A 25761-nucleotide genomic window follows, 5' to 3' on the forward strand; every position below is an offset into this window, starting at 1 on the left:
CTAGCTCGAATTTGAGATTAAATCTTAAATTAAAATAAAAAACAAACCCGCGGTCACCAAAGCTATTACTGAAAGCACCACAATTAACCGTAACATTGATTTAGTGCCTGCATTTTGTGGTACACGACCAATTAGTCGCTCGGCTTCTTGTACTATCTGTCTGGTGCTAGGAGGACGTTTGCGACGATTACTTTTCTCTGCATTTTTAGAACGTAGAGCTTCACCTGTTTGAATCAAATGTTCGGTAGAATCTTTATGTTTGCTTGGGCACATTATTAGTCTCCCAATTTACTTTTAATTTAGAGCTTTTTTAAAGTTCGTTGATATAAATCTATAGTAGCTAAAGCTTCATTTGTAAAACTACGCTCATTAAGTACATACTGTCTAGCATCCTCAATACGTTTACTTCTTTGGGGATCTTGCAACGCTGCTAAAATACCCTGCTTAATCACATCAGGATCTCGCGATATAATAGGATAACCTCTTTTTTTAGTAACCAACTCACCAATCGCACCACTTGCAACCGCAACTACTGCAACCTGAGCAGCCATTGCCTCTAAAATAGCTCTGGCACTAGCATCATTACCTGGTTGCGCTAAAAAACACACATCTGCACATTGATATGCATTTTCAAGTTCTTGACCTTTTAAATAGCCGGCAAACCGTACCCAGGGCTGCATTTGCAACTTAGCAATATGTTGATGCAAATCTGCTTCACCTTCGCCACGACCAACAAATAATACAACCGGTCGTTGCTCTGCTGCTATCAACGCCAACGCCGATACCAACTCTTTTTGACCGCGCTTTGCAATAAGTGCCACATGCGCAACTACTGCCGTATTATCAGGTATTAAAAAATGTTGGCGTAATTCTGCACGTTTTGCTGCTGATGAATGTGGCCATTTAATTGCATTAAAACCACTTGGAATTACCGCAACTTTGTTTGCATCCACTGAAAACTGCTTAATAAGCTTCTCGCGATGAATGTCAGCGCGAGTAATCCACGCTGCAGCTCGCCTATGCAAAAAAGCTTGGCCGAAGCGCTTATGCAATGAACGTTCAGCATGAATCGTTCGCACACAAGCAAGAGAGTGCAAACTTGATAGGGCTAAAGCAGCGAGCAGATGATCATGTGAAAGATGCACATGTACAATATCAAGAGAACCTTGTTTGGCACTTTTACGTAAGGTGTAAAAATCTCGCCAAAATTCTAAAAAATTTGATTTTGCTGACAAAGTAAAGTGCCACGGAGCTTGTAGATTTGCCACGGCTAATTTTGGTGCGGCTGGTTCTTCAAAATCATTAAAAGCTCCGCGTTTGCTATCGTAGGCCAAATAAACCTCATGTCCGAGATCACGCTGCGCCAAAGCCAAGCCAACCGTAGGAGGCAATGGACCTGAGTAAAGCGAATAACTTACTAAATGCAGAATACGCACGTTTTTTACTACCTTCCTAATCCCTTCATGTAGCGCTACAATCCCCTCCCATGCGTTATCAAATATTTACCATTTTCTTGGTTATCACTATCACCGCTACAAATGCTATCTTGGCGGCGCCAAGGCCAAAACCCGGCGGTTTATCGGGGTTTACTTCTGGCAGCTTAGGAAAAATTGATCCTAAAGCCGCGGCACTTGAAGTACAGATACTTAAAGCTATCAATCAAGCTCGTCAAAAGGCGCAACAACAAAACTTGTCTCTTGATGAGCAATTACGTCAATTTATTCGCAATGAAGCTGAAATTGCGGCCACTGACGGTGTTGATATCAATGCTGCAATAGTACGTTTTAAGCTAAAAGGTTTAGCAACCGATTATTATCGTTTGCAATATGGATTTGGAACTAAAGCTTCTCTTATTGTTGAACAATTACTTGCGCAAGCACAAAGCAAAGAGATTTTACTTGGTGATTTCACGCGTGTTGGGATCGGTGCTTTTTGGGTGCCTATAGATAAACCTACCTTTCAAGTGGCATTAATATTTGTACTTGACCCCGATCCTCATGATGGCCAGCCAGGTTTATCACCTTCGCAAACTGATCCTATTGTTGCCCAAGCGCAAGAAACAATTCGTAGCTGTTATGATGCTGCTTTAGAAGACATGCCCGATCTTAAAGGTGATCTGCTTTTACAGATTGTGATTGGCCCTCAGGGTACCGTTATCAACAGCAAAATGCTTAAAAGCCTTGGTAATCGAGGTTTTGATGCCTGTGCCCTGGCGGTAGTTAATCGGTTAAAATTTCCTGTCCCATATAAAAATAAATCTGTCACTTTAAATCAACCAATGCATTTTACTCCCTCTGTTGGCTATGAAAAGGTTGGTAAACTCACTAATTCACAAATTAATGGTAGTTTTGCCATTGCCAATAATGATTTTCGAGCCTGTTACGATCGTCGTTTAAAAGAAAAGCCCGATCTCGCTGGTTTTATAATTGTAAAACTCAATATTGAAGCTGATGGCTCAGTAGCTAAAGCTAATGTTGAAGAAGATACGCTTGCTGATGCCGAATTCACTGCTTGTTTGTTAAAACGTATTGAAACATTACATTTTCCAAGGCCAGAATTTAAAGCGGGGTTAGAGATATCTTACCGTTTAGATTTTCGCCCATAACGCGTTGCGTTATCTATTATTTAACAGCTTATCACAAATTTATTACAAACCATACAAAACTATTATCATTATAAGCAGATAAATATTTGCCGTTTACCTCAATTTGACTTAAGAATTTTGATCCCATGGATGAGATGAGGGAACGCATAGTCGCCGCTGCCAAAAGACAGCGAAATCGTTGTACTGAATTTACGCGCGAGCTAATCTCGATTGCGTCACATAGCAGGCAAGAAGAAGCCATAGCCATGCATGTACGCCGCGAGATGCTAAAGCTTGGCTATCACGACGCTGATGTTGATCGTTTTGGCAATGTCGTTGGTCGTATCGGAGATGGTCGTACTCGTATTATTTACGATGCCCATCTTGATACTCCTGGTATTGGCGATCGTAGCTCTTGGCGTTTTGATCCATATTCCGGCGATATGAAAGCTGGCAAAATTTATGGTCATGGCGCTGCCAACAACAAAGGTGGTCTTGCTGCTATCGTTTGCGCAGGTGGTATCATTCGCGATCTTGATCTCGCCAATGACTGCACAATTTATGTCATTGGCTCAATTCAATCTGAAGAATGCGAAGGTTTAGCCTATAAAGCTTTATTTGATGTTGAAAAGCTTTATCCACACTTTGTCGTTCTTTCAATGCCAACTGGCATGCGCATATGTCGTGGGCAACGCGGACGCGCTGAAATACAAGTGACAATGCGCGGTCAACCTGTACATGCCTCAATGCCTGAAAAAGGTTTTAATGCCATCTATGGCATGAGTAAAATCATTGATGGTGTGCAAAAGCTCAATCAAAGCTTACCTTCTGATCCTTTCTTAGGAAAAGCTACGGTGGCTGTTACTCATATTGAATGCGATTCTACTGGGGCTAATATGCTGCCAGAATCATGTCGCATTATTATTGATCGGCGTATGCTACCTAACGATCAAGTTAAACGAGTAATTATGCAAATTAAAGAACTTGCTCGTGGCTCTCGGGCTAAGGTTGAGATTGCTGCATACGACAAACCAAGCTATCGTGGTTTGCGCTTACCTATGGAAAAATATTTCCCCACTTGGGTACTGCCAGAAAATCATCCTCTTATTGATGCTGCCGAAGGTGCATATAAGAGTGTTTTCAAGAAAAAACCTCTGATCGATCGTTGGACCATGTCTACCGCAGGGGTTTATACCATGGGTATTGCTAAAGTACCTACCATTGGATTTGGCCCTTCTGAAGAAAGCTTTTCAGGCCCAATTAACGACCATGTACGTATAGATGATTTAGAAAAATGTATGTCTTTTTATGCCACGCTACCGGGTTATCTACCAGATACCGAGCCTATTAAAATTCCACGACGAAGACGATAAATTTTAATCGAAAATTTGGCTTATTCGTGCCGACAACTATATTATATAGATTGTGACTAATTTCTTTTTATATTTTTTAACTTGGTATTTTGCCGCCACCCCGGTGACCAATCAAAATGTCACGACTTTGGCAGCTAATAATGCACGTAATAATAAGTCAACCAACTTTTTAGTAGTATTGGATGCTGGTCACGGCGGCAATCAAAGTGGTGCCCGTGGTGTATGCGGCGCTTATGAAAAAGATGTAGTTTTAAACATAGTTTTAGAACTTAACAAATTACTAATGGCAAGTGGACGAGTTCGTACTAAACTGACACGTAATAAAGATATAAGACTAAGCCTTGAAGAACGTGTGCAAATAGCCAATCATGAAAAGGCTAATTTGTTTATTTCGGTGCATGCTAATGCTGCTCCAGGTGTTACTTCACATGGAGTAGAAACTTTTTTTGTATCACAGCGCGCTTCTGATAAACGCATTGCAAAATTAGCCCTTATTGAAAATGAAGGTAGGCGTGACTTCACAACTGCTGAAAACACCTTAGGGCTTATTCTCGATAGCTTGCGTCTGCATGCAGCACATACTGAAAGTCAACGTTTTGCCGCGTTAGTGCAACAAAGTGTCTGTTCACGCCTTAAACAACCTAATCGTGGCGTACTTCAAGCCCCTTTTTATGTTTTACGATTTGTAAATATGGCTTCAGTATTAGTTGAAGTTGGCTTTTTAAGTAATCCTAGCGAATGCCTTCGCCTAAATACGCCCAACTATCAACGCAAAATTGCTCAAGCATTAGCTGCTGCTATTTTAACTCATGTTTTCACAACTGAAGACACTAAATTAGCATCGATAATGACAAAAAATGACTCCCAAAAGTAAGTACTCAAAAATTTTTTTATTTCTCTTAATCACTTGTTAATTCCATCACCATAGGCTAAAGCAGCACCATGTAGGAAAGAGACTTACAGGTCTTTTATGGAGTATGTAAAAAATGCATCTATCCGTCCTAGAGGCGGCGCACGTATTAAAAATCCCTGAAAACCATGTCTATCGCCTAATCGAAGAGGGACAGCTTCCGTGCTACTGGGTAAATGATCAAGCACGGCTGAATCGTACTGAGTTGCTTGAATGGGCCACGGCTCGTCGTATGTTTATATCTACCGAACTTTTTAACGATAGTGATAAACAAACCCAACAACTACCAATGTTAACTGATGCCCTCATGCTTGGTGGTATTCACTACCAAATAACCGGTAGCGATCGTGAATCTGTCTTACACTCAGTAGTATCCATCTTACAATTACCTGAAGATGTTGATCGTGAAATGTTGTTACAAATTCTTCTTGCTCGCGAATCCGCAGGATCAACCGCTGTTGGCGACGGTATCGCCATACCGCATGTACGCCAACCCATAGCTGTCAATGGTGATGGTTTAACTTCAATGGCTCTATGTTTTTTGGCCTCACCAATACAGATGGGAAACAAACCCGTCGAAAAAGTGCATACATTATTCGTCATGGTCACGCCCAATGTTCGACGTCACTTGCAACTATTAGCACGTTTAGCCACAGCTTTACGTGATGAACAATTTAAAGCTTGTGTGCTTGCCCGCCATGACCCACAATCCATCTTGCAACATACCCGCCGTCTCGATGCGATAATTACATCTTAATTACAAACTTTTTCCAAACTAAGGATACACGCATGCTCGAGAACCTAGTCATTGGTAGCATTTTGCTAACTGCCATCAGCGGTATTCCTGGGTTATTTTTTAACAAACAAAACACCATAGGCGAGCGTCTTGCAAATGCCTTAATTATCTTTGGCTCATTATTAGGCATTAGTGCCGCAGTGTTAGTATTTTTTCCGGTATCGTTTGATAATAGTTTTAATATATCTTGGCCTTGGCTTACTCATTGCAGTGCTGTTTGGCTGCACCTCGATGCTCTCACCGCAATTTTTCTTCTGCCCATATGTTTAATCGCTGCACTGGGATCAATATATGCCCGTAGTTATTGGCCGCAACAACAGCACCTGCGTGACGGTCGTAGACTGCAACTTTTTTATGGTTTGCTTTGTGCCGCGCTTATTCTCATAGTTTGTGCACGTAACACTATTGTCTTCTTGGCCGCTTGGGAAATTATGGCGTTAACCGCTTTTATGGCCTTAACCTCCCAAGATGATAAACAAGTCGTACGTGAAGCTGGTTACGTTTTTTTAGTTGCTGCTCGTTTGAGTACCCTTTGCCTTTTTGCAATGTTCACACTCTTATTCGTGGCGAGCGGCCAACTTGCATTTGCCGCACCAATAGACAGCAGCAATCAAGCTATTGCTAATACCATCTTTTTGCTGGGCGTCGCTGGCTTTGGCCTCAAAGCCGGGATAATACCGCTACATGTTTGGTTACCTGAAGCCCATGCTCGTGCCCCTAGTCATTTGTCAGCATTATTTTCAGGGGTTTTAATTAAAGTTGGTATTTACGGGTTAGTACGCCTTGGTTCACTTTTTGCGCACCCGCCAATTTGGTGGGGTGCGCTTTTACTTGCTTTAGGAATGATTTCGGGTGTGCTTGGCGTTGCCTTTGCTATTGGTCAACACGACCTCAAACGTTTGCTTGCTTATCATAGCATTGAAAATATTGGCATCATTTGCATGGGTCTTGGTTTAGCCTTTATCGGGCGTTCGCTTGATTCTCCGGTGCTTCTCGTTCTTGGTATTGCTGGCGCATTATTACATGTTTTAAACCACAGTATGTTTAAAGCGCTGCTTTTTTTTGCTGCAGGTTCAGTGCTTCATCGTACTGGCACACGCAATATGGATCAACTCGGTGGGCTAACTCGACGTATGCCCTATACTGCAATTGCTTTTATCATCGGAGCTATAGCAATTTGTGGCTTACCACCACTAAACGGCTTAGTTAGCGAATTTTTAATCTATCTTGGCCTATTTCGTACTGTTGCATCACCGGCAACAACACTTTGGGCAGTTGGTGCCTGTGGAGCGCCCATTTTAGCACTAATTGGTGCTTTAGCGCTTGCTTGTTTTGTTAAAGCTTTTGGTACAGTATTTCTCGGAGAAGCACGCTCAAAATCTGCGCTTAATGCGCATGAAGCCGATAAAATCATGCTTTGGCCTATGGCAATCTTAGCTATAGGATGTATTTTTGTTGGTTTATTTCCACCGCTTATGGCCCCAATATTCAATGTAACCGCTACAATTTTTGCACCTGAATTAAAACATTCTATACCTGATTTAGCTGCACTTGCACCTCTCTCATGGCTACAGCTATTAGCCGTAATATTATGGGTTTTACTCGTAGGTGCTTTTATCACGCTGCGCCTTTTCACTCGTACCAAACAGACAATAGCCACCTCGACTAATAACCCAGCCATTGCTTCACTCTTGACTACTGTACCTACCTGGGATTGCGGCTATGCGGCACCAAGTGCGCGTATGCAGTATACCAGTTCATCATTAGCAAAAACTATCGTAGGCTTTTTTAAATGGGCTTTATGGCCAAAAGAACATTTACCTCATGTTCATGGCGTTTTTGCACGTCCGAGTTCATTTCATAGCGATATCCCTGATACTATTTTAATACGTTTTATTACGCCAACACTGCGTCGTCTGGCTCGCTGTTCTCGACATTTACGATGGATTCAGTCAGGAAGTTCGCAAGCATATATACTTGGTATATTAATAGCACTTATCGTTTTTGCTTGCATAGCATTGATTAGGCATTAAGCCCGAGGACATTGTCGTGACTCTTATTAATATTGCCATTCACACAACGCTTATATTGAGTATGCCTTTGCTATTGCTTGGTGTCATTGGTAAAACCAAGGCGGCTTTTGCTGGCTGCAACGGACCACCCCTCTGGCAACCCTACTTCGATGTAATCAAACTTTTACGCAAAGATTCTATATTTAGTAATTCCACTACCTGGGTCTTTCGTGCTGGTCCGGTGGTAAGCTTAGTTACGGCGCTGCTAGCATTGTCATTGGTACCACTTGGCGGCCATCCTGCCCTTATTTCTTTTGCCGGAGATTTTGTACTCTTCGCCTATCTTTTAGGCTTAGGTCGTTTTTTTACCATCGCTGCTGCCCTTGATACCGGCTCAGCCTTTGAAGGTATGGGCTCTGCACGTGAAGCCGCTTTTTCTTGTCTGACTGAACCCGCACTATTCTTAGGACTTGTGGTCTTAGTACGCATCTCTTCATCACTATCATTGTCGCACATGCTTGGCAGTTATTTAAATAATGCCTGGCATCAATATGGAGCTTCGTTAGTGCTAGTGGTAGTCAGCCTGTTTATTATTCTGTTAGCTGAAAACTCGCGTATTCCGTTTGATGACCCTAATACACATTTAGAATTAACTATGATTCATGAGGTCATGGTACTTGATCACAGTGGCCCCGCGCTTGGCTTCATCCAATATGGTGCGGCATTAAAGCTTTTTGTAATGGCAGCAATAATCGTACGCCTAATTATACCCTTTAATACAGGTATATTTAGTAGCTGGGGTATTTTCATTGTCAGCATGATAGGACTTGCAATTGGTATCGGTGTTATCGAATCAATAATGGCCCGGCTACGTCTCACTCAAGTCCCCATATTATTAATTGCCGCATGTCTGTTATCTGCATTCGGTATTATCTTAATGGCAAGGTAAAACTATAAATGAATAGCATGGTCGATGCTCTAATCGTTGTTGTGCTTCTGCTTAATTTTTTTCTGCTTGGCACTAGCCGTTTGCGTGCTGTTATCAACGCTTCGGCAGCTCAAGGTGTCTTGTTGGGCATACTTATGTTTTTTATGCACGTAGACTTTGGTATTAAAGCCGTGCTTATCATAGCCGCTACGATTATTCTTAAAGGTGTGTTTATTCCTAGTATGTTAGTACGAGCTATGCGTGATGCTGCTATTCGTCGTGAAATCGAGCCGATTATTGGTTTTTTACCATCATTATTGTTAGGTGCTCTTGGTACCGGTGCTTCACTATTATTTGCTAAAACCCTGCCACTAGCACCACAACATGAAGGCTCGCTTTTAGTACCTGCATCGCTAGCTACTGTATTCACGGGTTTTATAATTCTTACCACACGTCGCAAAGCCATCAGTCAAACTGTGGGCTATCTTGTACTTGAAAATGGTATTTTCATTATGGGCTTAACCCTTATCTTGGCTATGCCTTTTATGATTGAGATGGGTGTTTTGCTCGACCTCTTTGTCTGTATCTTCATTATGGGCATCATCATAAACCACATTAATCGTGAATTTTCATCGTTAGATACAGCGCGCCTAAGCACGCTTAAGGAGTAAAAAATGCTGTTGGCGCTTATCATCGCACCTTTGAGCTTCGCTGTAATTACATTCTTTATACCGCATCAACGTTTACGCGCTATTATGCTACCAATTGGTGGTAGCGCGCATCTTATTTTGGTGACAATTACATTAATATCTCCGCAAATTGCCAAACCCTCACCTTGGCTTGCCATTGATCCCCTCAACCGTTTAGTTTTAGGTTTATTAAGTTTTTTATTTTTTATCTGTTCGCTATACACTCCCGGCTATTTGCGCCTACGCGCTAATCGGCCCAATCGCGTTTTTTGTAGTGCTTTATTCGCCTTTTTGGCCACTATGAGCTTAGCAGTTTTGGCGCAACATTTAGGATTAATGTGGGTAGCAATCGAAGCCTGTACTTTAAGTCTAGCACCTCTAATATATTTTAATCATAATCCGCGTTCTATTGAAGCTACCTGGAAATATTTACTTATAGGCTCTGTTGGTATTGCATTAGCTTTGCTCGGTTCATTTTTTCTATCTTATGCTGCCCTTGCTACCGGCAAACCTGTGTCGCTTTTCTTTAACGAGCTAGTAAGCGATGGTGTTCACTTATCACGCCCATGGTTGCGTGCCGCCTTTATTCTCTTATTCGTTGGCTATGGTACTAAAATGGGTTTGGCGCCTATGCACTCCTGGAAACCTGATGCTTATGGTGAAGCACCCGGTTTAGTAGGTGCCTTGTTAGCTGGTGGCCTAACCAGTTGTGCGTTTTTAGCTGTACTTAGGTTTTTTCGCATTTGCCTAGCCGCTGGCGAAACTGCCTTTGCACAACAAATCATGATCATAAGCGGCCTTGCCTCAATGGCGATTGCCGGTATCTTTATGATTGGACAGCGTGACTTCAAACGCTTGCTTGCCTATTCGAGTGTCGAACATATGGGTATTTTGGTATTGGGTGTTGGTATCGGAGGGCTTGCAACCTTTGGCTCGTTATTACACTTGATTAACAACGGGCTTACTAAAGCAGTGCTCTTTCTAGCTGCAGGCAATATCCATCGCGCTTATCAAAGCAAGCTTGTCAATGAAGTAAGTGGTGCTATGCGTCGCTTACCTATAAGCGGCGCTTTATTATTAGCAGGTTTTTTTGCTATTACCGGCTCTCCGCCTTTTGGTCCTTTTATTAGTGAACTTACTATATTACGAGCCGCAATTGCCAATAATCAGATCCTCATCACCGTTCTCTTCTTGCTGTTTCTTCTGGTGGTGTTTATGGGTATGGGCACCCAAATACTCGCAGTCGTACAAGGCGAACCATCAAGAGCGGCTACTAATACCAATATAAAAGACCATTTCTTAACTGTAGCACCAATAATTATTTGTTGTGCTTTGGTGTTATTACTTGGAATTTATCTACCTACACCACTAGTTAATGCATTACAGGTAGCTGCGAATTTTCTTGAGAAAACCCTATGATCACGAGTTCATTCTTATCATTACATAACGCGCGTGCAGTACCTTTAGCGCATATACCACTTTTAACGTTACTAGAGTTACAGCAAGCTATAGTAACGGCAGCAAATCGCAATCGCCGTGTTGTTTGTCTTTTTACCACTTATATTGATAATACTCTTGAACTCTGGGTAATACTTGCATCTGATATCGATGGTATTCTCGAAGTGGCGCGAGCCCCTTTAAGCGATGATGGGTTTGCTTCTATTGCTACCCAATGTCCTGAAATACAATTATTCGAACGTGAAATTGCCGAACAGTATGGGCTTAATATTATAGGACATCCCTTACCAAAACCGGTACGCTTTCATACCTCATGGCGTGAAGGTCATGTAGCTTGGGGGCATACAACCTCTGCGAACATCGGAGTTATGGACTACTACCAGGTTGACGGCCATGAAGTCCACGAGGTAGCTGTCGGACCGGTTCATGCTGGCGTAATTGAACCTGGACATTTTCGTTTTCAATGTCATGGTGAACAAGTATTTCACCTAGAAATTTCATTAGGCTACCAACATCGTGGTATTGAGCAAGCTCTACTGCAAGGGCCAAATCTGCGCTCTATTCATTATATGGAAACCTTAGCTGGTGATACATCCATCGGTCATACTAACGCTTATTGCCAGGCGGTAGAAAGTTTAAGCGGGTCTAGTATTTCAGCACGTGCCCATGTCTTACGGGCGATTGCACTTGAGCTTGAACGCTTAGCAAACCATACCGGTGACCTTGGTGCTTTAGCTCATGATGTTGGCTATTTACCAACAGCATCATATTGTGGTCGTTTGCGTGGTGACTTTTTAAACCTAACTGCATTACTATGTGGTAGTCGTTTTGGGCGTGGTATAGTACGACCAGGTGGTGTTACTTTTGATCTTGAACCCATCCGCGCTGTTGAATTTATAACTCGTCTTGATGCTATTTACCGTGATGTAAAAGAAGCCGTGCGACTGTTATGGACTACCACCTCAGTACAAGCACGCTTTGAAGATACCGGTCGCTTAAGTACAGACTTAGCTCGTAATCTTGGTTTAGTAGGCTTAGCTGCACGCGCTTGTGGCCTGCAACGTGACGTACGTAAAAATCACCCCGCTGGTATTTATCAATTTGTACACATACCAATATCAACTTGGCATAGTGGCGATGTTTTTGCACGTGCCTTTCTACGTTGGCTTGAAATTGAACGTGCCGTAAAATTTATTCGTGATCAAGTCCATGAACTTCCGCATGGCGACATCCAAATCACACCTGCGCCTTTGCAATCTAAGCATCTTTGCGTTTCACTGGTTGAAGGTTGGCGAGGCGAAATTTGCCACGTAGCTATTACTGATGGCCATGGACGCTTTAGCGCTTATAAAGTTGTAGACCCTTCTTTTCATAATTGGATTGGTCTAGCTATGGCGCTGCGCAATCAACCTATCTCTGATTTTCCGTTATGTAATAAAAGCTTTAACCTCTCATACTGCGGGCACGACCTGTAAAAAAAAAATCTAAGGAGCCTTAAACCAATGCTTAATGTTTTGTTAACCCGCTTACGCCAAGGTCATCGTACTGCATCCTATCCTAAAAGCGAACCTATATTGCCTGATCGCTTTCGTGGCCTGCTGCAAATTGATGCTAATAAATGTCTGACGCTACGAAACCCACAAAAGCAAAACGATTGTGTTAAGTGTGCAACCATCTGCCCTACTAATGCAATCAGAGTTATTGCAGAACAAGGACCGCAGATAGATCTTGGCAAATGTATTTTCTGTGGTGATTGCGTTCATGCTTGCCCCACCCAAGCTGTCACTCATAGCTCTATTTACCCTATGTCTACACGGCAACGTAGCGATCTCAATATATCACATAACAAAACTTTAGCTTTAGCAAAGCCACTGGCACATGAATTACGCCGTATATTTAAGAGATCTTTGCACTTACGCCAAGTCAGCGCCGGTGGTTGTAATGCCTGTGAATCTGACATTAACGTGCTTAGCACCTTAACCTTTGACCTTGGGCGTTTTGGCATTAAAATGGTAGCCTCGCCTCGTCATGCCGATGGCTTAATCATTACAGGCCCGGTCACCGAAAATATGAAACTAGCTCTTGAAAAAACTTATGCCGCCGTAGCTAACCCAAAAATAGTAATCGCCGTTGGCGCCTGCGCTATCTCAGGTGGCTTATTTGCAGGCCACACTCAAACTCATAACGGAATCGATAATCTATTACCAGTAGATTTATATATTCCGGGTTGTCCGCCACATCCATACACCATTCTCGATGGTTTGCTACGCTTGCTTGGACGTCTGCCAAAACAATAGATTTGTTATGTTAGTTTAACTAGCGTTTTTTAGCGTAGATTATTTTATATTAAATTTACGGACAGCAACCAGTTGAATATTTGTTACTGCATTTACTACAAGTCTTTTGACATCCATCTTCTAAAGTACACTGTTTACAATCAACCGATGCATATGAACATTCGATTGCGTTTGCGGTACCAATCAATTTTTTGCACGTCGCACCATAAGCAGGTTTGCGCCAATCGCCGACTTTTACCGAGCATCCGCAAGAACCAAAAGATTCCCATTCACCGTTGTTACAAATCTCAATGATAGTGCTTCCTGTTGCATAGCATTTATAGGATCCAGCTGGTGCTGAACCACAAGATTTACCATGTGCCGAAACGTTATTACCATCAATACTATCGTCTTCTTCATCACCACATGACACAATGGCTAGCGCTAATATTGCGAAAACAATAAGATTAAAACTGAACCAATTTTTTTTAACCCACATATTTATTTCTCCTAAGTGCTAACCGCTTATTGCTTAGTTGTCGGCAAAATACAACAAACCAAACAATAATTTTATTTTGATTACAGATAAATTTGGTTTGCTGATAACACTACCCCCACATTTAGCTAGTTCTAACTAGGGCATACTTTTTGAAAATAAAAAACTCTTTTATTTCAATATAGTAATCTCGCTTGGCATCATTTAGCTTGGCTTGGGTTTTTCTTTTTACCCTGCTATTATCCATTTTATTTTAGGAGTTAGCACCATGAAATCACATCGCCAAGAGTTGACATTCAACACCCCCCATCGTCGCGATTACATTAATATCACTTCAAAAGTACAAGCAGCACTTGCTGAGAGCGGGATTCGCGAGGGTCTCTGCCTAGTTAATGCCATGCACATAACTGCTAGCGTTTATATTAATGATGATGAGCCCGGCCTGATAAAAGACTATGACGACTGGCTTGAAGAGCTGGCGCCCCATGAGCCTATTGAGCATTACCGGCACAATGGCGCTGAAGACAATGGTGATGCTCACCTTAAAAGACAAATTATGGGACGCGAAGTAGTAATCGCTGTAACCAATGGCGAGCTTGATTTTGGCCCGTGGGAACAAATTTTTTATGCCGAGTTCGACGGGCGGCGCAAAAAACGCGTGCTGATAAAAATAATTGGCGAATAAAAAAATTAAGCTACGTTTGCTTTAACCCACTTTATTATTTCATCAACATAGGCGAAAGCCAAACCAACAACTGTATCAGCCGCACCATAGTAAATCGCCATTCTGCCAGTAGGACCGTCAACTATGGCTGCACACGGAAATACTACATTGGGTACATCACCAACACATTCATATATTGTTTGCGGTGACATAAGATATGGTGCGGCGCGATAGCGCACAATCCATGGATTCTCAAGATCAAGTAAGGCTGCCCCCATGCTATAAATAAATCCATTACATGAAGTCAGCACCCCATGAAATATAAGCAACCATCCTTCATTGGTTTCAATCGGTATTGGACCGGCACCAACCTTAGTATGACACCAGCGATGCGTGGTGCCCATAACATGACGATGCTCACCCCAATGAATCATATCTATGCTATGTGATAAAAATATATCACCAAAAGATGTGTGACTATCATCGCTTGGGCGACTTAGCATAACGTATTTACCATTGATTTTGCGTGGAAACAGCACGCCATTGCGATTAAATGGCAAAAATGAATTTTCTAATTGATGAAAAGTTTCAAAATTAAAAGTATAGGCTATACCAATGGTTGGCCCATGATATCCATTACACCAAGTTAAATAATAGCGGTCTTCAATCCATACAAGTCGCGGATCATAACGATAAATAAATTCAGCAATTTCCGGCTTGGCCCCAACAAACTCAATTGGTTTTTCATTAATTGACCACTTAATACCATCAGCACTTTCGCCATAATGCAGATTCATTATTCTTTGTTGGTCATCGACCCGAAAAATACCAACGAATTTTCCATCGTGGGCAATAACTGCACTATTAAAGACGCTATTAGCCCCACTAAAAGGCGCGCGTGGTACTATCGGATTGCCAGAATAACGCCAAATTACATCGTTGTTTTCGGCGGATCTTTCTTGCCAGGGAATATTAGTAACTGCTGCGGTATTTATTGTAAGTGGCATGTCGCATGCCATAGCATATAACTCATTAAAAATAAGCTTATGTTATGTATTTTTTAATTCTCTGAATACTTACACCTCATGTTCAAGTAAAAACTGCTCCATAGTTACACCACTAATATTGCCAGCAGTAAATTTATCTTTATTTATAACCAGCAACTGAGCGTGTGGAAAGGTTTGTACAAACCAACTAAATTCAAATGCACTAGCTTGACCATGTTTAACCTCAATGAACTTTTTAGAGTTAATAACAAAATCAAGTTCATGCTTTTTAGTTTGCCAAAATGGCAAATGTTCGGGAACATCATCTCCACGCACTGCAGCACGACTCCATAATTCTTGTGCAACTAGCCATTCAAAATATTTGCCTAATATTTCATGTGGCATATTCGCAAAAGCTTTCACCGTATTAGGTGCATTAGCACTAAAGGCGATAGCCGCAAGCAAATTAACAAAAGGAAATTTTGCTGGACGACGAGACTGCACCACATTTCGCGAGGCATCCCAGGAACCTGATATACCCACAATCATTAGATCTGCCAATAATTCAAGATAACCAGCAGCAACCGTATTGTTAGCTAATCCGGCTTCACGCGCAATTTTTGCCTGACCTATAGGAGTAGTAGCAAAACGCATTAATGTTTGCATTAAAGTTATTAAAGTTGCTCGTTGTCTACCACTAGCAGCACACTCACCAAAAACCCAATCACGAATTGTAGCAGTAACATAAGTTGGCAAATGCTTCTCGTTAACTAATGCTATTGCTGCCATGGGACAGCCACCAGTTAACATGTAACCGAACAATGTATACTCTTTTAATTCATCACCCATTACCCGTTTAAATTCTTTATAAGGTACTGGAGTAAACAAATACTGAGTTCGTTTTAAACGACCTTTACGTCCTGGCAATCTCTCAGCTCCACGACGCAAATCAGTAGCTTTTGAGCCGGTTGTTACTAATAAAACATTTTTTAATTCACCAGCATCGAACAATCGCTTAACGGCTTTTTCCCAGTTATCTATTGCGGTGATCTCATCTATGAATATGCGTCGTACCGTAGCATCGCGATGAAACAAATTATTTAGAATATGTAATTCATTAGTTAAAACATCAGCATCAGCAATCCAATCACCATTTAAATAAAACGTCGATGCAGAACCATATTCTCTGGCACTTAGGTAAGCTTGCTGCTCAAGCCATGTGCTTTTACCATACTGGCGCGGTCCTCTGATTTGAATCAAACCTGATTGAGTTGGTAACTCTGGTAATCCAAAATCAAAATGAAAAATTACTGGCGCTGTATTTAACTCATCAAGATGCGGAAATAGCCCTGATTGGTCTATATTTCCATTGATTAATAGACTATTTATTTCTCTAACGTTCATAACGTTAATTAATTTAACGTTATAAACGTTAATTGTCAAATTTGTCTATTTTTTTAGTCAGTTGACTTCGTTTGGCATCACAATCGCAGCACCACAATCAGCACCACAATCAATCAACCACAATCAATTGACATAATATTATTACATGATATCATGTAATTATGTCCGATAAAACAATCGTTACCATTCGTGGGCAAACATCTATTCCAGCTCGGTTGCGGCGCGAATATCGCATTGAGCCTGGTACCGAATTAGTATGGGAAGCAGCTGGTGAACATGAATGGCGTGTGTATATCGAACGTAAAACAGAGGTCCTACCAAATCCTACAGGCATGCTTGGTTTTGCACGCCAATTTCGCAAAACACGCTCTACAGAACAATGGATGCGCGAACTTCGAGAAGGCGAGTGATAATGCTAGTAGTCGATACTTGTGTAATAATTGATATTGCTGATGCTGACCCGACATATGGCACATTATCAGCGCAGTGCTTAGAAGCGCATCTTAATCAAGGGTTAACAATTTCACCTATTTCTTATGTAGAACTTGCTCCCGTTTTTGACAATTCTACTCGCCTTTTGGATGAATTTCTTGATGGTGTTGGTATAGAAAAAAATGAGCAATTTTCCATCGCTGACCGATATGTCGCTTTTAACGCATGGGCTCGCCATATCATTGCCAAACGAACCAAAGTTACACATAAACGCCCAGTAGCCGATGCTCTAATCGGTGCTTTAGCAATACGCCTTGACGGTATCATTACTCGCAATGGTAATGACTTTCGTTCATTTTATCCCAAACTTTTGGTTATCGATCCAAGTCATTGACTTTTTATAAGTTAACGGTTTTTCAAGACCAATACCACTAAGTGTAAAATATTTTAGAAAAAATTACCCTCCTAATGCTTGAAATATCTACTTTCTGCCCTTTATTCCGAGCACGAACAGTTGCGCTATTAGGCCATCTTGCGCTAGCGCAAGTTGCACAAAAATTAATCATGAGGATCAAATGAGCGAGCAAAAACATACATTTACTGCCGAAGTGCAAGAACTATTGCATCTTATGGTTCATTCTCTTTATTCTAATAAAGACATTTTTTTACGTGAGCTGATTTCAAACAGCTCTGATGCTCTTGATAAACTGCGACTTTTAGGCATAACTCAAAAAGAGTTATTACCCAATGACGAGCTGCATATTCGTCTCGAACTTAATAAAGATAATAAAACCTTAACCATACACGACAATGGTATTGGTATGAGCCGCGATGATCTTATTAAAGAAATCGGTACCATTGCTCACTCAGGTACACAAAGTTTTCTTGCCACAATGAAGGAGCGGGCCCAAAACCAAACTGATAATGCAAATGCAGCGCCTGATCTCATTGGTCAATTTGGTGTTGGTTTTTATTCAACCTTTATGGTCGCCAAAAAGGTCACCATAATTACCCGACGGGCTGGCGAGGATACTGCCACCAAATGGGAGTCTACCGGCGACGGCACTTATACAATTGACGATGCTCAAAAATCCGAAACTGGCACTATTATTACCTTAGCGCTTAAAGACGTTGACGAAGAAGATGGGCTGAAAGATTATACTGACCCCTGGGTAATTAAAGATATTGTTAAGAAGCATTCAGATTTTGTCAGTTATCCGATTCGTATGATGGTTGAGCATCAAGAACCGGTGCTCGATGATAAAGGAAAAATCGTAGAAAATACGGTACCCAAGATTATCAAAAAAGACGAAGTCCTAAATTCCATGAAAGCAATTTGGACACGTCCGCGCAGCGAAGTTAAAGACGAAGAATATAAAGAATTCTACCACCATATTACTCATGATTATGGTGATCCGCTTGAGATTATTACCGCAAATATGGAGGGTAATTTCTCAGCCCGTCTCTTACTGTTTATCCCGCCTAAAGCACCATTTGACCTCTATTATCGTGATAAAATCAGCAAAGGCGTGCAACTATATGTCAAACGGGTTTTCATACTTGATGATTGGAAGGCCCTGTTGCCTGAATGGCTGCGCTTTGTCAAAGGTGTTATTGACTCTGAAGATTTGTCGTTAAATGTATCGCGTGAAATCCTCCAACAAGACCGTCAAATTCAAGCCATAAAAAAATTCGCGGTGAAAAAAGTTCTTGATGCGATTGAAAACATCAAGAGCAAACGACCTGATGATATGAAAAAATTATGGCAAGAATTTGGCCCAGTGCTTAAAGAAGGGCTAACTCTTGGTGATAAATCAGGTGAGCGTATTTTAGAGTTTATGCTTTGTCAGTCGACCAATAGTAATGAGCCGACCTTTTTAAACGATTACGTAGAACGTATGCCAGAAAAGCAAGAAGGTATTTATTATCTTGCTGGTTCTTCATTAGATGTACTCAAAGGTTCACCACACCTTGAAGCTTTTAAAGCTAAGAGTCTTGAGGTGTTATTATTTACGGATCCCATCGATCAATTCTGGTTGCAAAGCCATCTTGCCTATAAAGATAAAAAGTTCATCCCGATTGATAAGGGCGCTATCGATCTTGAAGCAGATGCCGACAAAGAAGTCGCTGATAAAACTAAAAAAGAAATGGATGAAGCACATTACAAAGATCTGTTGCAATGCTTACGCTCGCATCTTCAAGATGATATTAAAGAAGTGCGACTTTCAGGTCGCTTAACCGATAGTGCTGCTTGTTTGGTTGGTGATACGCATGATCTTACCCCACAAATGGAAGAAATCATGCAACGACTTGGGCAACAAATTCCGAAAACTAAGCGTATTTTAGAGTTAAATCGCAATCATCCCTTTATTGAAAAACTGCATGCTATTCATGCAACAGACCCCAAAGCAAACGATCTCGAGATTTATGCCAAGTTGCTATATGGCCAAGCCGTACTAGCTGAGGGTGGCAAACTTGCAAATCCAGGTGCCTATAGCCGCTTAATTATGGATGTGGCAACTAAAGCTGCTGCTAACTAAAAGTTATATTTAGTTTGTAAAAACGAACGGTTAATGCTTGACTTGCCGCATCCCAAGCGAGATCTATAAACCGCGCTATCTGTTATAGCAACTGGTGTCTTTATATAGTTAAACATTTGCTATATGAGTCACATCTGCAGCGCATGAAAACCTGATTATCGGCCACATAGGGTGTTGCCGATGCGGGGTGCAGCTTTAAAGTAGCTAGGGGGTGTCCCTAAATTGTTGGACCGAAAAATTCACGAAAGCCGCGTAAACGATGGCCGCGCGCTTAAGCAAAATCATGCAAAAGGCTTGCTTATAGCAAGTCGCAGGCAGGATTTTTGCGGGCACGCGGTCGTAAGTAGCGGATTTCGTGAAGATCGACTGGAGACATTTAGGGACACCCCCAATTATTCCTGGCGGAGAGAAACATGATTAAGTTGTCGCTAAAGTTGTTGCTGCGTGGCGTTATAGTCATCGGATTTGCTGCTTGTACGGGCTCAACTGCTGAAATCGCTAAAGAAATGGTTGACGCTATAAATACTAAAAATTCCGAGGCTGCCACAGCATTGCTTGCGCCTGAAGCAATGAGCGCTCTGACGCCAGTTGTAGAAGAACTTATAGCACAAAACTCAAAGCTTGAATTGGTAGGTGATTATACAGTGAAAAGTCGTCACGCAAACGCCCAGTACAAAGTGACTAATGATGAACTTATCAAGCTTGGTATCACTGCGGTAGAAGCCACTCTTGAAACTGTAGTTATCAACAAAAAACTAACCGATTTTAGATTAGTATATACTGCTGAAACACAAGCAAAAATTACTGAAGCTGAATTAAAAGATACCATTAAAATCATCGACGATTTTGAAAATGCTATAAATGAAAAAAATATTGATGCTGCACTTGCTCTGTTAAGTCCTGAAGCGAAAATAATTAGCTTGGATAACACGCAACTTAGTAATCAAGAAGAAATTAAAGCCTATTTAACCCAATTAGCCGCGCAAAATTTTAAAATTGAAAAAGCTGAAAAGAAAATTGAAGATGACAAATTCGTGTGGCAAAGCAAAGTGCAGACCGCTGATTGGACAAAAGCAAAACTTGAACCTCTTGATGTTACTGGGCAAGCCACTATTATTGACAGCAAAATTATAAGTTATGGCATTGCCCTTACTGAAGAAGCGCTAAACAAATTGCAACAAGCTGCTGCTGCAGCTCAAGCCACAGAAGCAAAAGATAGCAAAAAGAGTAAAAAACACTAAAGAAATCTAGCTCACCTATTTGATTGAGTTATTCTATTGATTATATTAGAGGGTTAAGCACTTGCATACCATCAAAGCGACTAAAATCACGGTCGCAAGTGCATAAAATGGCGCCATGTTCTATGGCAAGCGCGGCTAAATGAGCATCTGGTATGAGATTACCGTTGGCTTGACCATCTTGTATAAGCTTTTTAAAAATTTGCCAATGGCGATTAGTCGGATGCAAATAATCAACCATTGGCCTCGCAAACCAACTCTCAACATGTTTAGCAGCATCAGCAATTAAAAAAGGCTTGTGCAATAAGCGGGGATGAGTACTTATTCGTAAAAAAGCTAATACAGTTGACCATGCTAAACGTATTTGTCGGTCATTTGATAAACAATCTTCCCACCAATGACACGCTACTTTATGAAAAGGCGAAATGCTATCATACACGTATAAAATAATATTAGCATCTACTAAATACATTATTACCGCTCAGCCATTTCTAATAATTCACCAATGTTGTCGTAAGATAATCCATCACGTAATCCTAGAGGTCGTGCTTGTACTTTAAAGCGCGGTAATGCTTTAAATGATTTTTTGCAAGTTAATCCATCACGTAACGTCTCATTAACTACTAGCTTGAATGATTTGCCACTTAGGCGACGACGCTCATCGAGCTTGGTGGCAATATCTTCATCGATGGTTAAAGTTGTGCGCATATCATGATGCTATCAAATAGACATCATGATGTCTAGTCCTCAACTTTTCGATTTCGCAACTGATAAAATACCATAAAATGACACAAGTTATATTTTGGCTATTGGTAAGCTTTAATCCCCTTAAAAATAATACCTACCTCCAATGCCGCCCATTAAAGATGGGCCTAATCGTGGTAATAAAATTATTGACGGTACCAAGTCTACATACGCCTCTACCCTAGGCTTAGGAAAAAAGGCAGTAAAAGTAACAGGTACACGAAATATGATCCCGGCATTATCATCATAACAATAACGTCGGTTAAACCGATCACGATAACAACCACCATCATGAATATAGCCAGCAGCGCCGCCCACCCCTGCAGTAAAATCAAAGCTAACTACTTGGGTACGCGCGTCAATATGTCCCATTTGATGCTGCCAATCAGCAATAAAAATTGGACCAGAAGCACCATAGTAGGTCCCGGTCCAACCTAAAACAGCTTGCACCGCATCAGTATTGTTAAACCAGTACCTGCCAGTAAACCCAAAAGCTGGGTCGCCAAAATAAAGCCCTAAACCAAATTTGCGCTCGGGTAATTGTGCATGGGCGACTGAAGAAACCACAAAGGTTAAAAATATAAATAATAAGCAAGGTTTTAAAGCTTTGTTCATGATCGTGCAATTTACTACAACCGGTAGCAATATTTCAAAAGAGTTTTTAGTTTGCTTTTTCAATAGATGGTCGCAAAAGTCGTAAACCCAACAACGCACAACCGCTAGCCAAAATAAAAACACCAAAAACAGCAACGTACTCTGAAATCATGGGTCCAATTCCATATAAAACCACTCCTGTTAAAAATAATATTCCTGAAATTTTTGAAAACTCTCGCGAACGTATTAGAGCAATTGAAAAAGTAACAACGCCAATTAACATTACAGCCAAAAACATATTCTGAAAAATTAGTATGCCCGTATCATTAAAATAAATTTTGCCACCAAAAAGGGGGTATAATAATTCATGCTTTGCTAACAGTGGAAATATAAGCAACGCCCAAGCGCTATTTGCTATCTGAAGTATATAAGCTAATGTTACAAAAACATACCCAATAAAGCCTAAAACACCTGAGCTACTATAAAATCGAGAATATATCGCAGCAAAACCAAAAACTAAAAAAAGTACAGCTAACAATGCTGTTAATTCTAACCAACAAAAATGAGGATTCAATATTAACGGAGTTATATCACTACCATGTGCAAAATTTGGTAATAATATAGTATGCAAAATCGACCAGGCTGCTAATAAAACTGCGCCAATAATAACCGCGAACCCACCAAGACGTTGGATTTTTTCTAATTTCATTGAGTTATTAGCTCCTTTTCTCAAACCAGTTGTGCTAATACAAAACACAACAATTTATATTACTATTGGGAAAAAGAATCAATGTCGCCTATTGAACCTCGTAATTTATCAAACAAATTTCTTTCTGTACAGCAATGGACGCAACTAACTATAGCCAATGCTGCTGCTACCCTGCAAAGTAACCTTAAAAATGGGATCAGCTCTAACCAAGCCAGTGAACGCCAAAAGCATTACGGCTTAAACACCTTGCAAGAAAAAGGCAACAAGTCGCCTTTGCGTGTAATATTAGATCAGTTCGCCAATACTTTAGTCATCGTTCTCATTATCGCCGCCGTGATTTCAGCCGTTGCTGGCAGTCTTAAAGATGCTATCGCCATTGTTGCCATTGTTACTCTCAATGCTGTACTTGGCTTCATTCAAGAAATTAGAGCCGAACGGGCCATAGCCGCGCTACGCCAGTTAGCTATACCTAAAACACGGGTGCGACGCGATGGTATTGTTGTTGAAATCTCTTCAAGCGAATTAGTCCCTGGTGATATTGTTTTGCTTGAAGCTGGTAATCTGGTGCCTGCAGACGGCCGAATAATTGAATCTGCCAGTATGCGTATTGCCGAAGCTATGCTTACCGGGGAGTCAGAACCTATTGAAAAACAAACTGAAACTATACCAGGCAAAAATGCCTTAGCGCTTGGTGATCAAGTCAATATGGCTTTTATGGGCACTAGCGTTACTTTTGGCCGAGGGCAAATATTAGTTACCGCAACAGGAATGAATACTGAACTTGGCAAGGTTGCTAATCTAATTCAAAATGTTGGACAAGTTATTACTCCGCTACAACATCGTCTCAATAGATTAGGGCGCATTTTAGCAATCGCGGCATTTTGTGTAGTTGCAGTTATTTTTATTTTCGGCTTACTGTTTGGTCACGATTGGAAATTGATGTTTATGACTGCAGTAAGTATGGCTGTTGCTGTAATACCCGAGGGTCTCCCAGCAGTTGTTACTATTGCTTTGGCACTTGGGGCTCAACGAATGTTACATCGAAATGCACTAATACGACGCTTACCTGCAGTTGAAACATTGGGTTCAGTTAGTGTTATATGTTCAGACAAAACTGGTACCCTTACTGAAAATCGTATGAAGGTAAGTGTGCTAGATCTCGCTGGGCATCGAATTGATATCTCTGAAGAACTAAAACATCGCCAGCCCATAACTATAGCCAATAAGAAAACCTCAACACTTATTAATGATGAACCATCTCTTGCCCTATTATTAATGAGTGGCAGCTTATGTAATGATGCTACGCTGCAAATTGATCGCGGCAGACCAGGCCATTATCGTGCTGTTGGTGATCCAACTGAAGGTGCCTTGGTTATAGCAGCAGCACATTTTAACTTACTTCGCGATCAACTTGATCTTGATTTCCCTCGTATCAATGAAGCGCCTTTTGACTCAGAACGTAAACGCATGAGCACCATGCATAGTATTGTTAATCCATCAGCTTGGTTTTCGACCAATACTCTAAATCATAACAGTAAGTTCGTAGTATTTACCAAAGGCGCCGTTGATAGTCTGCTTACTGTATGTTCTCATGTCTTATATGAAAACCAGGTGGTGCATTTAGATGATGCTTGGCGAAATAAAATTACTGCTACTAATAATGAACTTGCACGAGATGGTATACGAGTTCTTGGTATTGCATATCGATTAGCTGCAAATGAAGAATCCGATAAAAAGCTTACGGCAACGCAGCTTGAGCGCAATTTAATATTTATTGGTCTGGTTGGTATGCTCGACCCACCACGTAGCGAAGTAAAACAAGCTGTGGCTACTTGCCAAAGCGCTGGTATTCGCCCCGTAATGATAACTGGTGACCATCCCGTTACTGCGCGTCGTATTGCTGCTGATTTAAATATTTTAGGTACCGGACAAGTTATTACCGGCCCCGAATTATTAGGCATCTCACCGGCACAGCTTGATAAATTAGTAAATCAAGTATCGGTATATGCTCGTGTCGCTCCCGAACAAAAATTACGTATTGTAGAAGCTCTACAAAGACAGGGGCATGTTGTCGCTATGACTGGTGATGGCGTTAACGATGCTCCAGCTTTGCGCCGCGCCGATATTGGAGTAGCGATGGGTATTACTGGTACTGATGTCGCTAAAGAAGCCGCAGCAATGGTATTAGTTGATGATAACTTTGCCACTATAGTTGCCGCAGTTGAAGAAGGTCGTTCTATTAACGATAATATTCGTAGGTTTCTAAAATTCTCGCTTGCTGGCAATCTTGCCAAGCTATTATTAGTATTTGTTGGACCACTTTTAGGTATGCCCCTGCCTTTAACTCCATTTCAAATTCTTTGGCTTAACTTAGTCACTGATGGTGTACTAGGTTTAGGTATTGGGGTCGAACCCTCCGAACCTGATGTTATGCAACGTAAGCCACAAAAATCCTCCGAAGGTATTTTAGCTCATGGTTTAGGCATACAAATTATTTGGCAAGGTTTGCTAATGGGAATAGTTAGTATTGCTGTCGGTTGGTGGGCTTTTAGTACCAAACAACCACAATGGCAAACTCTCGTGCTCACCACCGTAGTTCTACTGCAAATATTTCAAGCACACGCTAGTCGTTCTTCGCAACAAAGTGTTTTTAAACAAAATCCATTTTCAAATAAGCCATTGTTAGGTGCAACTTTATTACTTATAATTTTACAAGCCGCAGTGATCTATATTTCACCTTTACATAATATCTTTGCCACTTTATCTATGTCCGCAAAACAAGTTGGCATTTCATTTCTTGCAGGACTAGTTGTGCTGATTGTAGTAGAAATATTTAAAAGTCTTATCAATTATAGAAAAATAAAGAAAAAATCTAATAATTTCCTGAATGCTGCTATTGAGTAATCGTTATATATTAAGCTAGTGTAA

At 41.1% G+C, this 25761-nt stretch carries 25 protein-coding genes; 16 read left to right on the forward strand and 9 right to left on the reverse strand.

What is annotated here, in order from left to right; genetic code table 11:
- Window positions 1-24: 24 nt before the first annotated feature.
- Window positions 25-273: a hypothetical protein gene (locus tag JW841_17950; GenBank protein ID MBN1962819.1), complete on the reverse strand. Its 249-nt coding sequence runs from the start codon at window positions 271-273 to the stop codon at window positions 25-27.
- Window positions 274-299: 26 nt separating this feature from the next.
- Window positions 300-1436, reverse strand: coding sequence for a glycosyltransferase family 4 protein (locus JW841_17955; GenBank protein MBN1962820.1), 1137 nt, complete (start codon window positions 1434-1436; stop codon window positions 300-302).
- A gap of 50 nt (window positions 1437-1486) precedes the next feature.
- On the opposite strand from JW841_17955, the gene JW841_17960 reads away from it, so the two are divergent.
- The 10 genes from JW841_17960 to nuoB all read left to right on the forward strand — a co-directional run bounded on the left by JW841_17960 (window position 1487) and on the right by nuoB (window position 13047).
- Window positions 1487-2605, forward strand: a complete 1119-nt coding sequence (locus JW841_17960) for an energy transducer TonB (GenBank protein ID MBN1962821.1) — start codon at window positions 1487-1489, stop codon at window positions 2603-2605.
- Window positions 2606-2730: 125 nt separating this feature from the next.
- The gene (locus tag JW841_17965; protein MBN1962822.1) at window positions 2731-3957 is read left to right on the forward strand and encodes a YgeY family selenium metabolism-linked hydrolase; all 1227 of its coding nucleotides are present in this window, start codon (window positions 2731-2733) and stop codon (window positions 3955-3957) included.
- A gap of 52 nt (window positions 3958-4009) precedes the next feature.
- On the forward strand, window positions 4010-4831 hold the full coding sequence (locus JW841_17970) for an N-acetylmuramoyl-L-alanine amidase (protein ID MBN1962823.1): 822 nt from the start codon (window positions 4010-4012) through the stop codon (window positions 4829-4831).
- Between the two features lie 112 nt (window positions 4832-4943).
- Window positions 4944-5624 (forward strand): PTS sugar transporter subunit IIA, encoded by a 681-nt coding sequence (locus tag JW841_17975; protein MBN1962824.1) that lies wholly within the window; start codon window positions 4944-4946, stop codon window positions 5622-5624.
- A gap of 32 nt (window positions 5625-5656) precedes the next feature.
- Window positions 5657-7696 carry a hydrogenase gene (locus JW841_17980; protein MBN1962825.1) on the forward strand — a complete coding sequence of 680 codons (2040 nt, stop codon included), beginning with the start codon at window positions 5657-5659 and terminating at the stop codon, window positions 7694-7696.
- Window positions 7697-7757: 61 nt separating this feature from the next.
- Window positions 7758-8624: an NADH-quinone oxidoreductase subunit H gene (locus tag JW841_17985; protein ID MBN1962826.1), complete on the forward strand. Its 867-nt coding sequence runs from the start codon at window positions 7758-7760 to the stop codon at window positions 8622-8624.
- Between the two features lie 8 nt (window positions 8625-8632).
- Window positions 8633-9274 (forward strand): hydrogenase, encoded by a 642-nt coding sequence (locus JW841_17990; protein ID MBN1962827.1) that lies wholly within the window; start codon window positions 8633-8635, stop codon window positions 9272-9274.
- Window positions 9275-9277: 3 nt separating this feature from the next.
- Window positions 9278-10711 (forward strand): hydrogenase, encoded by a 1434-nt coding sequence (locus tag JW841_17995; protein MBN1962828.1) that lies wholly within the window; start codon window positions 9278-9280, stop codon window positions 10709-10711.
- Complete coding sequence (locus tag JW841_18000; protein ID MBN1962829.1) at window positions 10708-12225, forward strand: hydrogenase; 1518 nt, start codon at window positions 10708-10710, stop codon at window positions 12223-12225. Before JW841_17995 ends, JW841_18000 begins: the two co-directional genes overlap by 4 nt.
- A gap of 27 nt (window positions 12226-12252) precedes the next feature.
- Entirely contained in the window at window positions 12253-13047 is a 795-nt protein-coding gene (nuoB, locus tag JW841_18005; protein ID MBN1962830.1) for an NADH-quinone oxidoreductase subunit NuoB, read from the forward strand.
- 55 nt (window positions 13048-13102) lie between these two features.
- Here the strand turns inward: nuoB and JW841_18010 are convergent, their stop codons facing one another.
- Window positions 13103-13525: a hypothetical protein gene (locus JW841_18010; GenBank protein MBN1962831.1), complete on the reverse strand. Its 423-nt coding sequence runs from the start codon at window positions 13523-13525 to the stop codon at window positions 13103-13105.
- Between the two features lie 265 nt (window positions 13526-13790).
- Here JW841_18010 and JW841_18015 point away from each other — a divergent pair, with 265 nt between their 5' ends.
- Entirely contained in the window at window positions 13791-14207 is a 417-nt protein-coding gene (locus JW841_18015; GenBank protein MBN1962832.1) for a YjbQ family protein, read from the forward strand.
- Window positions 14208-14212: 5 nt separating this feature from the next.
- Here the strand turns inward: JW841_18015 and JW841_18020 are convergent, their stop codons facing one another.
- Window positions 14213-15193, reverse strand: a complete 981-nt coding sequence (locus JW841_18020; GenBank protein MBN1962833.1) for a glycoside hydrolase family 130 protein — start codon at window positions 15191-15193, stop codon at window positions 14213-14215.
- Between the two features lie 69 nt (window positions 15194-15262).
- A complete protein-coding gene (locus tag JW841_18025; protein ID MBN1962834.1) occupies window positions 15263-16576 on the reverse strand; it encodes an ATP-binding protein in 1314 nt (437 codons plus the stop codon).
- A gap of 161 nt (window positions 16577-16737) precedes the next feature.
- Between JW841_18025 and JW841_18030 the strand changes: the two genes are divergently transcribed.
- From JW841_18030 to JW841_18045, 4 genes are all read left to right on the forward strand, one after another.
- Window positions 16738-16986 carry a sporulation regulator gene (locus JW841_18030; GenBank protein MBN1962835.1) on the forward strand — a complete coding sequence of 83 codons (249 nt, stop codon included), beginning with the start codon at window positions 16738-16740 and terminating at the stop codon, window positions 16984-16986.
- A gap of 2 nt (window positions 16987-16988) precedes the next feature.
- A complete protein-coding gene (locus tag JW841_18035) occupies window positions 16989-17402 on the forward strand; it encodes a PIN domain-containing protein (GenBank protein MBN1962836.1) in 414 nt (137 codons plus the stop codon).
- Between the two features lie 181 nt (window positions 17403-17583).
- Entirely contained in the window at window positions 17584-19548 is a 1965-nt protein-coding gene (gene htpG / locus JW841_18040) for a molecular chaperone HtpG (GenBank protein ID MBN1962837.1), read from the forward strand.
- Between the two features lie 413 nt (window positions 19549-19961).
- Window positions 19962-20789: a nuclear transport factor 2 family protein gene (locus JW841_18045; GenBank protein MBN1962838.1), complete on the forward strand. Its 828-nt coding sequence runs from the start codon at window positions 19962-19964 to the stop codon at window positions 20787-20789.
- Between the two features lie 40 nt (window positions 20790-20829).
- On the opposite strand, the gene JW841_18050 is transcribed toward JW841_18045, so the two are convergent.
- The 4 genes from JW841_18050 to JW841_18065 all read right to left on the reverse strand — a co-directional run bounded on the left by JW841_18050 (window position 20830) and on the right by JW841_18065 (window position 22833).
- Window positions 20830-21258, reverse strand: coding sequence for a PIN domain-containing protein (locus tag JW841_18050; protein ID MBN1962839.1), 429 nt, complete (start codon window positions 21256-21258; stop codon window positions 20830-20832).
- A gap of 2 nt (window positions 21259-21260) precedes the next feature.
- The gene (locus tag JW841_18055; protein ID MBN1962840.1) at window positions 21261-21494 is read right to left on the reverse strand and encodes a DUF2191 domain-containing protein; all 234 of its coding nucleotides are present in this window, start codon (window positions 21492-21494) and stop codon (window positions 21261-21263) included.
- A 120-nt stretch (window positions 21495-21614) separates the two neighbouring features.
- A complete protein-coding gene (locus JW841_18060) occupies window positions 21615-22145 on the reverse strand; it encodes a hypothetical protein (GenBank protein ID MBN1962841.1) in 531 nt (176 codons plus the stop codon).
- A gap of 46 nt (window positions 22146-22191) precedes the next feature.
- The gene (locus JW841_18065; protein ID MBN1962842.1) at window positions 22192-22833 is read right to left on the reverse strand and encodes a hypothetical protein; all 642 of its coding nucleotides are present in this window, start codon (window positions 22831-22833) and stop codon (window positions 22192-22194) included.
- Window positions 22834-22914: 81 nt separating this feature from the next.
- Between JW841_18065 and JW841_18070 the strand changes: the two genes are divergently transcribed.
- The gene (locus JW841_18070) at window positions 22915-25737 is read left to right on the forward strand and encodes a cation-translocating P-type ATPase (protein MBN1962843.1); all 2823 of its coding nucleotides are present in this window, start codon (window positions 22915-22917) and stop codon (window positions 25735-25737) included.
- Window positions 25738-25761 lie beyond the last annotated feature (24 nt).

Source organism: Deltaproteobacteria bacterium (assembly GCA_016931625.1).
Lineage (GTDB): Bacteria > Myxococcota > XYA12-FULL-58-9 > XYA12-FULL-58-9 > JAFGEK01 > JAFGEK01.

Coding starts and splice junctions, on each gene's coding strand:
- JW841_17950 (MBN1962819.1), bottom strand. CDS start 273: ATGTGCCCAAGCAAACATAAAGATTCTACCGAACATTTGATTCAAACA.
- JW841_17960 (MBN1962821.1), top strand. CDS start 1,487: ATGCGTTATCAAATATTTACCATTTTCTTGGTTATCACTATCACCGCT.
- JW841_17965 (MBN1962822.1), top strand. CDS start 2,731: ATGGATGAGATGAGGGAACGCATAGTCGCCGCTGCCAAAAGACAGCGA.
- JW841_17975 (MBN1962824.1), top strand. CDS start 4,944: ATGCATCTATCCGTCCTAGAGGCGGCGCACGTATTAAAAATCCCTGAA.
- JW841_17980 (MBN1962825.1), top strand. CDS start 5,657: ATGCTCGAGAACCTAGTCATTGGTAGCATTTTGCTAACTGCCATCAGC.
- JW841_17985 (MBN1962826.1), top strand. CDS start 7,758: ATGCCTTTGCTATTGCTTGGTGTCATTGGTAAAACCAAGGCGGCTTTT.
- JW841_17990 (MBN1962827.1), top strand. CDS start 8,633: ATGAATAGCATGGTCGATGCTCTAATCGTTGTTGTGCTTCTGCTTAAT.
- JW841_17995 (MBN1962828.1), top strand. CDS start 9,278: ATGCTGTTGGCGCTTATCATCGCACCTTTGAGCTTCGCTGTAATTACA.
- JW841_18000 (MBN1962829.1), top strand. CDS start 10,708: ATGATCACGAGTTCATTCTTATCATTACATAACGCGCGTGCAGTACCT.
- nuoB (MBN1962830.1), top strand. CDS start 12,253: ATGCTTAATGTTTTGTTAACCCGCTTACGCCAAGGTCATCGTACTGCA.
- JW841_18010 (MBN1962831.1), bottom strand. CDS start 13,525: ATGTGGGTTAAAAAAAATTGGTTCAGTTTTAATCTTATTGTTTTCGCA.
- JW841_18015 (MBN1962832.1), top strand. CDS start 13,791: ATGAAATCACATCGCCAAGAGTTGACATTCAACACCCCCCATCGTCGC.
- JW841_18020 (MBN1962833.1), bottom strand. CDS start 15,193: ATGCCACTTACAATAAATACCGCAGCAGTTACTAATATTCCCTGGCAA.
- JW841_18025 (MBN1962834.1), bottom strand. CDS start 16,576: ATGAACGTTAGAGAAATAAATAGTCTATTAATCAATGGAAATATAGAC.
- JW841_18030 (MBN1962835.1), top strand. CDS start 16,738: ATGTCCGATAAAACAATCGTTACCATTCGTGGGCAAACATCTATTCCA.
- JW841_18035 (MBN1962836.1), top strand. CDS start 16,989: ATGCTAGTAGTCGATACTTGTGTAATAATTGATATTGCTGATGCTGAC.
- htpG (MBN1962837.1), top strand. CDS start 17,584: ATGAGCGAGCAAAAACATACATTTACTGCCGAAGTGCAAGAACTATTG.
- JW841_18045 (MBN1962838.1), top strand. CDS start 19,962: ATGATTAAGTTGTCGCTAAAGTTGTTGCTGCGTGGCGTTATAGTCATC.
- JW841_18050 (MBN1962839.1), bottom strand. CDS start 21,258: ATGTATTTAGTAGATGCTAATATTATTTTATACGTGTATGATAGCATT.
- JW841_18055 (MBN1962840.1), bottom strand. CDS start 21,494: ATGCGCACAACTTTAACCATCGATGAAGATATTGCCACCAAGCTCGAT.
- JW841_18060 (MBN1962841.1), bottom strand. CDS start 22,145: ATGAACAAAGCTTTAAAACCTTGCTTATTATTTATATTTTTAACCTTT.
- JW841_18065 (MBN1962842.1), bottom strand. CDS start 22,833: ATGAAATTAGAAAAAATCCAACGTCTTGGTGGGTTCGCGGTTATTATT.
- JW841_18070 (MBN1962843.1), top strand. CDS start 22,915: ATGTCGCCTATTGAACCTCGTAATTTATCAAACAAATTTCTTTCTGTA.